The 10,035-nt window shown below is 43.5% G+C and carries 10 protein-coding genes; 5 read left to right on the top strand and 5 right to left on the bottom strand.

Translation table 11 applies throughout. From position 1 onward, the window contains the following. From A3735_RS29015 to A3735_RS15365, 3 genes are all read right to left on the bottom strand, one after another. On the bottom strand, positions 1-185 hold a 185-nt coding region (locus A3735_RS29015; protein WP_156499700.1), incomplete at its 3' end, for a response regulator. A 51-nt stretch (positions 186-236) separates the two neighbouring features. Then, positions 237-2,294: an XrtA/PEP-CTERM system histidine kinase PrsK gene (prsK, locus tag A3735_RS15370; RefSeq protein WP_068515274.1), complete on the bottom strand. Its 2,058-nt coding sequence runs from the start codon at positions 2,292-2,294 to the stop codon at positions 237-239. A gap of 425 nt (positions 2,295-2,719) precedes the next feature. Next, positions 2,720-3,535, bottom strand: coding sequence for a YiiX/YebB-like N1pC/P60 family cysteine hydrolase (locus A3735_RS15365; RefSeq protein ID WP_068508906.1), 816 nt, complete (start codon positions 3,533-3,535; stop codon positions 2,720-2,722). 178 nt (positions 3,536-3,713) lie between these two features. Here A3735_RS15365 and A3735_RS15360 point away from each other — a divergent pair, with 178 nt between their 5' ends. Next, positions 3,714-4,124 (top strand): phasin family protein, encoded by a 411-nt coding sequence (locus A3735_RS15360; RefSeq protein WP_068515273.1) that lies wholly within the window; start codon positions 3,714-3,716, stop codon positions 4,122-4,124. A 28-nt stretch (positions 4,125-4,152) separates the two neighbouring features. Here A3735_RS15360 and A3735_RS15355 read toward each other — a convergent pair whose 3' ends face one another. Both A3735_RS15355 and A3735_RS15350 read right to left on the bottom strand, forming a co-directional pair. Next, positions 4,153-4,770 carry a TetR/AcrR family transcriptional regulator gene (locus A3735_RS15355; protein WP_068508108.1) on the bottom strand — a complete coding sequence of 206 codons (618 nt, stop codon included), beginning with the start codon at positions 4,768-4,770 and terminating at the stop codon, positions 4,153-4,155. Positions 4,771-4,798: 28 nt separating this feature from the next. Beyond that, entirely contained in the window at positions 4,799-6,268 is a 1,470-nt protein-coding gene (locus A3735_RS15350; RefSeq protein ID WP_231875476.1) for an HD domain-containing protein, read from the bottom strand. A 433-nt stretch (positions 6,269-6,701) separates the two neighbouring features. Between A3735_RS15350 and A3735_RS15345 the strand changes: the two genes are divergently transcribed. The 4 genes from A3735_RS15345 (at position 6,702) to A3735_RS15330 (ending at position 9,915) form a co-directional block, all read left to right on the top strand. Beyond that, the gene (locus A3735_RS15345; RefSeq protein WP_068515264.1) at positions 6,702-7,889 is read left to right on the top strand and encodes a PP2C family protein-serine/threonine phosphatase; all 1,188 of its coding nucleotides are present in this window, start codon (positions 6,702-6,704) and stop codon (positions 7,887-7,889) included. Positions 7,890-7,953: 64 nt separating this feature from the next. Continuing rightward, positions 7,954-8,463 (top strand): STAS domain-containing protein, encoded by a 510-nt coding sequence (locus A3735_RS15340; RefSeq protein ID WP_068515259.1) that lies wholly within the window; start codon positions 7,954-7,956, stop codon positions 8,461-8,463. 150 nt (positions 8,464-8,613) lie between these two features. Then, complete coding sequence (locus tag A3735_RS15335; RefSeq protein WP_068515257.1) at positions 8,614-9,645, top strand: NAD(P)H-dependent glycerol-3-phosphate dehydrogenase; 1,032 nt, start codon at positions 8,614-8,616, stop codon at positions 9,643-9,645. A gap of 3 nt (positions 9,646-9,648) precedes the next feature. Continuing rightward, the gene (locus A3735_RS15330) at positions 9,649-9,915 is read left to right on the top strand and encodes a DUF4389 domain-containing protein (protein ID WP_068515237.1); all 267 of its coding nucleotides are present in this window, start codon (positions 9,649-9,651) and stop codon (positions 9,913-9,915) included. The last annotated feature ends 120 nt before the right edge of the window (positions 9,916-10,035 follow it).

Genomic DNA, 10,035 nt, shown 5'->3' with positions numbered 1-10,035 from the left:
CTTGAACCGCCTGGGTCTGGAGGTAGTCCAAGATCCAGTGTCACGACTTGTGGCTCTTCACGACGGAGTATGGACAACGCAGCTTCCCTGTCTGATGCGAGATGTACGTCAACGCCTTCAAAACACCAACGCATTTGGCTTTGTAGGCCAGGATCATCTTCTACAATTAAAAGTTTTCGTTTCACGTTTAATTACCCGTACAGTCTTTGAAATAGCATTGAAATTTTACCCTTGAATTAACCTTTAGCCAGAGGAATTTTTAAGGTGAAGCAGGTGCCTACTTCTATCTGGCTCGTGACGCTGATTGTGCCGCCTAGTTTTCTTAAATATTCACGGCTTTGGTACACGCCGATTCCCATACCCGTAAGGCCTTTGGTACTTTCAAAAGGCTTAAATAATTGGTTCTGAATGAACTCTTCGCTCATACCAATGCCGCTGTCTTGTATAAAAAGAAAGATATGCTCGGAAGTTTGCTTGCTGGCAATGGAGACCTCTCCTGCTTTGTCGGTCGCATCTATGGCATTTTGAACGATATGCCCTATTGCGGAACGCAGTTGTTCTTTGTCTGCATGTATCCATATTGGCTGCTCAAGTGCTTCTAAAGACGGGGATGGGCTAGATTTTTTATGACTTTGGTAGATCTCTAGCAATATTTCACCTAGCTCAACGGAAGCTTCCTCATTGTTCTGGTTTGGATTATGAATTTGCTGTAGCAGGTGATCCATTTTCTCGACTGTATGGCTTGTCGTGCGAATCATATCGTCAACAAAAGCAGGGTTGGATTTGTGCTTTTCGGCATTCTTAACGAGCAAAGATAGCTGCGCGATAATGGTCTTTATATCATGAACCAGAAAGGCAGATGCTTTATTTACCGCTTCGAACTGCATGGCAGTACCTAGCTTTTCCTGAGAGTCACTTTGAACAATGTAGCTACATGCTTGCTGAGAAACAATTTTCAACAGGTCGTAATTCTCCCAGTTTAGGTCAATCGTTGCGATGGGTTCACATAGCAAGACTAATCCGGATAGGTTTTCACCGACCCCAAGGGGCAGAATCAGCCATGGGTGCTCGAGGTGAAGCATGCTTTCCGGAATTTCGATCAGCTTATATTTGCTTGGGTCTAGCATGTATTCATCGAGGTTGATGATCCAGTCATTTTGGGTGAAGAAGGTTATTAGCTCGGAATGATGGTCGATGTCTCCGAACTTTGCATCAGGTAGGTGGTATTGTGCTTTGGGTTTGAATAAACCTTCCTCGTCTTTAATCCAGATCGCGCCCGACTGGCTCCCGACCAAGTCGCCAAGGATTTTTATCGCCTGTAGTGATGGAGGGTGGGAGGTATCTGTATCAGAAAGCGCGCGTGTACTCTTGATCCATTCGTCGCGATAGTCGTATTTATAGTCGAAAAAATTCTTACTAATAAAAACCATTATACGTGCGCGTAGAATTGGAGAGCTAATTAGAAGTATTAATGTTATTAGGCCGATTACGATAAACAGTATTCGTAGAGCTTCACCCCACGTGCCACCAAATACACTGATATAGTAGCCACCGGCAGAAATTAAGATAAGGTAGATTCCGGCGACCACCAGTGTTGTCGAATGGAAAGCCATTTGACGTGAGACGTGCATTCCGATGACTTGTTTTTGGTTGTTCATTAAAGTCAACGCGATAAAAGGAGCGGCCAGGGCATTAATTGCGCCGCGCGTTTCCCATAGTGGGGCGGATAACTCGCGAAACAAGAGTGCATCTGAATACATAAAGAAGTCGTAGCAGAACAGGGTGCCAATCGCGATGGTTAGGTATTTGATTCCGGAACGGCTATACATATTCGCGCTACGCCATACTTGTTCTAAAAGTAAAAGTGCGACGATAGAAAGTGATACCTGAAACAACAGAATCGAATAGCTGGACACCCATTGTGAGCCTGAGATACCTTGGGCCAAGGTAATAAAGACCATAGCAGCGAGCAGAGCGAGAATGGCCGAACTGAGATAAAAGCGGTCTCTGCCTTGTTGTTGGTTAGGAATGAAGCTAATCCCCAAGAGCGCGTAGAGAACGTCAAACCAGGCTGCATTGCGAATGAGTTCAAAGGTGTATCGTAGATAGAATGGCACATCAAAGCCTAAGCCTTGTGCGACCAATGCGCCCATCCATAAACTGCTTGCTAGCGCAGCAAGTAGTAAGGAACGATCAACGGATCTGCGTAAATACTTGCTAGCGATAAATACTGCGAGTAGCAGGAAGGCCAGGAGTCCAATACTATTTGAAATAGTTAAGAATGAAATATTCATTGAGCCGGTAGTGTGCCTGAACGTACTTATATTGGAGTGTTTTGAAAATCTGAACCTGATAGTACTTGATAGAATTGATAAATGAACAAAGATTCAGTCTGTTAGTTTTAGTGTAGCAGAGTCATGAGCAGAGTTATTGATTAAATCGCTTGGATTTGAGATTACCTAAGAGAAGTATGTTCTTAATTCAGGTCAAGCAAAAAAACCGGATTCGCTGGGATACGAATCCGGTAAATAGTGCGAGTAGTATCCATGAAAGTCTTTCATTGCTGATAATTGCACTTCGCTTATCAGACACTCAAAGTATTAGTCAGATCGCTCAAAAAACAAGCATTTTTTAATGATATTTTCTTCTAAGTTGGCGTGCTAACCTTTGATATGGTTTTTAGCCGACGAGAGATTAGCCTGTGCTGGAACTCCAGCACTTAGCGGTGTGGTTTGTGTTCTGAGTGAATATTGTCCGTATCCCAGGGCAATAGGCGGTAATGAGGTTGTGATTGGGCAAAATTCATAAAAGGGTATTTGATGATGTCGAAATAGGGGGAGTAATCGAAATCACTGGGGGTGCACAGTTTGGGGTTGCGTCGATAGATTTTTACTTCATGTTGCTCGCTGCGCTTGACCAAGGGAAGAATCGGATACTGAATTGAAGCAAAAGCCTCTGCGATCATTGTTGAGCAGACTGTCTTCGTTGTGGTGCCTACATGTGAGGTGAATAGGCTCGAGCGCCATTTTCGTGGCATCACTAGCCAGGGAAACAGAAAGCGTAGTAAATCGAAGATTTGGCGAATATCGTAGTCGGTACCAAGTCGGCCGACTGCGTAATTTATTACTTTTTGAGCATCGCCATAGGTTAAATCCCTAGGTCGGCAAATGCGCATATGCTCTCTATCGTAAGTTGATAGCGGCCTGACTAGCGTACCCATACCAAGTTCACTTTCGACAATGAGCTGAACGTCGGGTTGCCCGTCAAAATATTCTTTAACCTTTTGTCTTGTGGTAGGGTCTTCAATTTCATGAAGCCGGCCAATATACAGAGCGGCATGTGACCAGCAGCTTTGAGTAATGGTTTTGATGACATCACTCACTCGGCTACGACCTTCGATGAGGATTACGTCGCCAGGTTTGATTTCGTAGCGTGTGCGCTCAAAGTCACTCATAGGAATGCTGCTGGGAGGACGCTCGTGTGTCAACCAGCCTACGATTAAATCAATTAGTGCCGATTTACTTATCAAACCCATTTCATAAACCTTTTATTATCGATACTATTGGGTATAGACAATAAAGCTGCATTCAACAAAGGCTAAATTGTAAAATCTTATTAATGCAGGGCTGGTTAAACGCTAGTTACTGAATCAATACCGGGTGTATAGCGACACGATTACCCGTATTGAGTAGTCTCGAACGAGAGGGTGAAATATGTCAAAAGATATCGACCAGAGCGATGAGATCAAACAAATAAAGGATGGTGACCAGAGCTCGCAGCTATCCGAGAAAATCAAAGAGTCTGCACGTCAGATCTGGTTGGCAGGTTTAGGGGCCTACAATAAAGCTGAAGAAGATACCGGAAAGATTTTCGACAAGCTTGTAAAGGAAGGTGAGGAAATAGAAAGCCTGACCCGTGGCGTAGTAGAAAAACAGTTCAAGGCGGTAGAGGATCGTGTTGAGGATGTTAGAGAGAAAGCCAGCGGTACCTTCGGTAAGCTTGAGAGTGTTTTCGATCAGCGAGTATCATCGGCTTTGGTGCGCTTAGGGATTCCAACTAATCATCGTGTTGCGGAACTGGAACAACGTGTGTCTGAGCTTGAGGCCAAACTGGCTGAGAAATAATCGTTTGATCAATGATTAGAAGAACGGCCTACAAGTAGGCCTTTTTCAATTCGTTGAGTAGTTGGCGCTGTTCTTTATCTAAAAACGGTGCCACCAGCGAGATAACCTGATAAACGCCTCGAGCGAGCATGTCTTCAGACAAACTCTTGTTGCTCGAGACAATGCAGTAATTGATCCAGAACGTTGCCGTTAGTACGATATTCTCACACAAGGCTTCGAGCTCATCATTATTTGCTTCGATACTGCCTTGCTCTTCTAGTCCCTTCAAAATATTGAGCGTAGCTTTCCTTTTCTTTTGAATGATTTTATTGAAGCGTAGCTTGATATTGTCATGGCGACCGAGCACATGGACGATATCTTTATAAAGAAATTGGTACTTTTCAATGTGCTCGAATATCAAGTGCAGAAAGAACCATTGATCCTCGATATCTGGCGTTGTATTGGGCGCTTCCAACAGAGCTCCCATTTCATTTTCAAACCACTCAAATAAATTCGTCAGAATGTCAGTTTTACTTTTGAAGTGGTAGTAAAGGTTCCCCGGGCTTATATCAAGCTCGTCAGAAATCAATAGCGTGGTGACATTCGGTTCACCCAGCTCATTGAAAAGCTCCAGGCTTTTATGGAGTATTCGATCTCTTGTTTTCATTAAACGTCCGGGTCCTTATCGTGTAAACTTAATACGTTTCCTTGTCGACGGGATTAAGATAAAAGTGTGTAATCCTTTCGTCGGTAAATTTATCAAAAAAACGACTGGTATCCGAGATTAATTTTAAGGTCGGTGCTTGTCTTTGATGATCTGATACTAATACTTTGATGTCTTCAAAACCATCTTTGATTTTTGTGAATCGTGCAGTAATGCTAGATGAGACTAATTGCTGCTCAGGGTGACCAAATTCCTTTGATAAGAAATTTAGGTAATGAAGCTCTTCTTCTTTGCTGAGGTTGTCTCGTGTCGCTAGATAGCGCATCTTATGTCTATCCAGAATACAGGAAGAGTAAGAGTTTTTCTTAACCGAAGCGTGCTTTCGAAAAGCTTCCCAGAAATAGCTGTCTGTTAGATACTTGAAACTATCAATATTGTCCAGACTGGCGTTAACGAAGCTCGACACTTCGGGGTTTTGCATCACTTCATCAATCGCAGCGCGGAGCAGCCAGTCGAAGCCTTGAGCTGTTTTGTGCGCGTAGACTTGTCGATACATTTGGTGACGACTATAAACAAAGTCTTCTAGAGAGCTTAGGCCTTTTTCCGCAATTGCCAGACCGAACCAGTTAGTTTGTGGACACCAACCAAAATGAATATTGCTTAGCAGGTGGTCCAGGTTAAAGCCTCCAATTGTGACCGAGGAGTGAAAACCGTCGCGAAGCATGTAATCGGCGCGGTCTGCATCCAGCTCACCCGATACCAGGCTTGATAAAACATGCTGTAATTTGCTGGCGAATTCATCAGGTAAGGAGTCCGGATTATTCGCCAGGTCGCTGGGAGCAATCAGCGGCCAAAGGGCGTGAGCGTGTCGATTAAATAAATCACTTGGGGAAATTGAGGTGGTTTCCATCAGAGACAGAATATCTAAAGGTTCCAGGCTTGGTGCTTTGTTATCGATATCTTGCAGTATTTGCCAGGCAGCACGAACTGAAAAGTGCTCATGCTCGAGTATTGTTGGCGGATCTTTATAGATAGCGCTGGTGTCAATGCCTGCCCAAAGATGTTCAAAACGTCCTCCTTGAGCAAGAAGGGATTTAATAGAGGGGGTTCGATTGAATTGGTGCGAGAAGCTGCTATGTCCAACATCATGTAGAAGGCAGGCACAACGAACAAGCCTGTGAAAGTAGCTGATAGCTTCTAGTGTGTCGGTTTTTACCACTGAACGCTGTTCTTGGGAGCAGCGTTTCAGACAGTTTTCAATCATTGCGCGGAACATGCGCCCGCCAACATGCATGACACCTACGCTATGTAAAAAGCGTGAGTGAGTCGCGCCAGGAAATACGAGAGAAAGGATATCGTTCTGACAAATAAAGCGTAGTCGCTGAAATAAAGGGTGGTCCACCATGGCCACTTCGTGGCTCAAAAGAGGTATGCCACCGTGTACTGGGTCCATGATTAGCTTCTTATGCGCCCCAAGTAAATCTTCTATCAATAAATTCAAGCAGCGTAGCCCCAATTGTTAATTAGTGTGAATACTCTAATGAATGAGAATAGTCTCAAGGTATATTTTGATAAAAAGAGTATGTTAATACTTAGCTTTTATGCAGAAGTATATTAATTCTTTAATTACTTTAGCATGCTTGTGCAGGTTTAATCAGTTTAAGTGAAATCGTTAGGAATTTGGCGTATCGCACGGTAAGTCTGTGATCTTTAGCCAGTCCCGGTGAAAAAATGAAATTATTCTCGGTTTTGGTTAGACGTGTATTCAGCTTGTCCTATACTCGAATTATTAAATTAACCTTGATGCCGCGCCAGGCATAGTATGTCGGGTGCCTTAAAGCTTAGCCGCTGTATATCAAGCGTTATAAAAAGGCTGTGATTAATTAGTGAGTATTGTATTGACCTTATTAAATAATGTTTGGCAGGTATAGATCATGGATCAGCTAGCTGAACATATTCTGGTGCTAGACCCTCATAAAGAGGACTTGTTACGCTTGGCAGATTATCTGTGTGCCAAGGGCTATCAAGTAAAAACTGCATCAACGATCGATAACGCAAACGAGTTATTGGCAAGTACTTCAGTAGATTTGGTGTTTGCTGATGTAACCAATGCCGATATTGCTCACTTATCATTGGGTCAGGCTGATAGTTACCTTATCCCTTTGGTTGTTGTATCGGAAACGCCAAACTCTGGTGATGTGGTCGCGTGTTTAAGAGCAGGTGCTTCGGACTACATTCTAAAACCTGTCAATGACTATATTAATGTTGATCATGTGATCGATAGAATCCTAGAGAAGGTTCGTTTAAGTAAGCATAATAAGCATTTACAGAAAGAGCTTGAAGAAGGCTATAAGAAACTGAGCGCGGGTCTCCAGGAATTGAGGGCTGACCAAAAAGCCGGCTTGCAAATTCAAAAGAAAATGCTGCCAAAAAATGAAAAGAAAGTGAACGATATTTTCTTTGAGCATCGAGTGATGCCATCTTTGTACTTAAGCGGCGATTTCTTAGACTATTTTAATCTTGACGATCATCGTAGCTTATTTTATTTTGCCGACGTTTCTGGTCATGGTGCATCGTCTGCATTTGTGACGGTATTGCTGAAAAACCTGACGATGCGTTTAAAGCGTAACTTTAAACGCGGCTCTAGTGATGAGATTTCGTGTCCGAATGATTTCTTGAAGCGTGTTAATCTTGAGCTGTTGGCAAGTGATTTGGGAAAGCATGTAACGATGTTTGCAGGTATTCTCGATGAGAAAAACCAGGAATTACGATATTCGGTAGGAGGGCATTTCCCTATGCCAGTATATTGTGAGCAAGGGCGGGCAGAGTATTTAGAAGGTAAAGGAATGGCCGTTGGTTTATTTCCTGAGCCAGAATTCGAAGTCTACCATCGGAAAATTACACCGGAATTTCGAATCACGGTATTTTCTGACGGTATTCTCGAGGTGATGCCCGGCGAGACTTTGAATGATAAGGAACAGCTACTACTGGACGTTGTAGCAGAAAACAGGGCGGGTGTAGCGGAGCTATTCTCTTCCTTAGGCTTGGACGACTTAAAAGAAATACCTGATGATATTGCCTTTCTTTCGGTGAGTGCAGTCAGTGACGGAAGTAAAAGGTAGCGATATGCAGAACATACGTTCCATATTGAATATGTCAATCACAAGCATTAAAGGTTGAGCGACTATGTCTAAATGTAAAATACTACAAGCAGAATGCAGCGGCGTTTATGTGTTGAAATTGGTGGGAGAGGTTCGATTGAATCTTTGCTCAACGATTGACTCTGCTATTGAAGCAATGACGTCTGACCCTGAATTTGCATCAATCGTTGTTGATTTGAGTGAGACGACTTTAATTGACAGTACCACTTTAGGTTTGCTTGCTCGCTTGGCTATTCAGGCGAAGCAAAAAAGCCACTTCTTGCCTTCCATTGTATCGACTAACCCTGACATTACTCGTGTCATAACGACAATGGGCTTCGAAAGTGTCTATCTTATTCTAACTGAACCGGCAGACTCGAGCCAACGACTGACTGAGCTGGCACCCCAAGATATTACCGAAGAAGAATTAAGAACCAATGTTCTCAATGCTCACAAGGTTTTGATGAACCTGAACGAGCACAACCGTGAACAGTTCAAAGACTTAGTGGCGACACTTGAAGGCGATGTAGAGGAACAGGCCTTTGTTGCGGGCTAAGGTGAATAAAGCTTAGTTATTAATATTATGTCAGGAAGCAAAGTATTTTGGCTTTCCTGCTTCAGGTTTCTCTTGTGACCTTCTATTATTGTCTTGCAGCAAAAAGAGCTGGCAAACAAGTCTAATCAACTAAACAAGAGATCTTAAATCATGTCACATAGCAAATCGGCTATCGCTGTTCTGGGTGGTGGAAGTTTTGGAACTGCGATTGCTAATATTGCTGCCGAAGCCGGGATTAAGACATATTTATGGATGCGCAGTGAAGAATCCGTAGAGTCCATTATTCAAACCAGGGTTAATACCAAGTATCTGCCTGATTTGTCCTTGCATGAAAACCTAATTCCAACAACGAGCTTAAGTGACGCCGTTGACAATGCCTATATCGTATTTTTTGCCGTGCCGAGTAAATCTTTTCGGGCAGTTGTAGAAAATGCAAAATCCTATCTTAAGCCTGATCAATGGGTGGTGAGCACTACAAAAGGGATCGAGCCGGGCACACTAAACCTGATGAGTGATATTTTGCGGGCAGAGCTTCCCGGTTTTCAGGTGGGCGTTATGGGCGGGCCAAACCTAGCCAAGGAAATAGCCAAACATGAGCTAACGGCCACGGTGATTGCAAGCGAGTCCTCAGACTTAAGAAAGGGTGTTCAGGATGCACTAGGCTGCTCCTATTTTAGAGTCTATGCCAGTGCTGATGTTTATGGTGTTGAGTTAGGCGGCGCGTTGAAGAATATTTACGCTATTATGGCGGGTGTCGCTGCAGCCAAGGGTTTGGGTGAGAATACGATTGCCATGCTGCTTACACGAAGCCTGGCTGAAATGGGGCGCTTTGCGCAAACGCAGGGTGCTAATCCGCTCACTTTCCTAGGTTTGTCGGGCGTGGGTGATTTGATTGCGACCTGTAGTTCCCCGCTAAGTAGGAATTACCGGGTGGGTTATGCCTTTGGTAAAGGGAAAACCTTGGAGCAGGCCGTAGAGGAGTTGGGTGAAGTTGCGGAAGGGGTGAATACTCTGGCTCAGGTTAAGCGCTATGCGGACGATAACGATATATATATGCCATTAGTACAGGGCTTATATATGATGATTTACAAACAGGTACCTTTGTCAGTTATCATCGAAAAATTGATGTCTGGTGAGCAGAATACTGATGTTGAATTTACTTTAGCAAAGCACGAGGTGTAGCGCGTGATAAAAGTTTTATATTTGATCCTTTTTTGTTTGATTTATAGTCTTACTGATATTGTTTTGGTTGTAATCGCTCTCGTTCAAACCGTGTTAAAGCTTTCAACGGGAGAGCCTAGTGAATCTTTAAAAGATGCCGGTAGGACTTTGGGCTTGTACCTAAAACAAATTAGTGAATTCCTGAGCTACGCAAGTGAAGTGAAGCCCTATCCATTTTCTGATTGGCCGCAAGCAAAAGCTAAAGACAAGCTTCTGGATGAGATTAAGTAGCGATGAAGCTCTTTATTTCCAGGCATGGTGAGGCATCATTTTATGCAGAAAGCGACTTCTCTCGCCCCTTGACAGAAAGAGGTGTGCAGCAGACAAGTGCTTTAGCAAAAGAGCATTTGA

It is taken from the genome of Oleiphilus sp. HI0061 (assembly GCF_001635675.1).
Note: the sequence above shows the minus strand (reverse complement) of the source record. Positions and strands in the feature narration are given on the sequence as shown.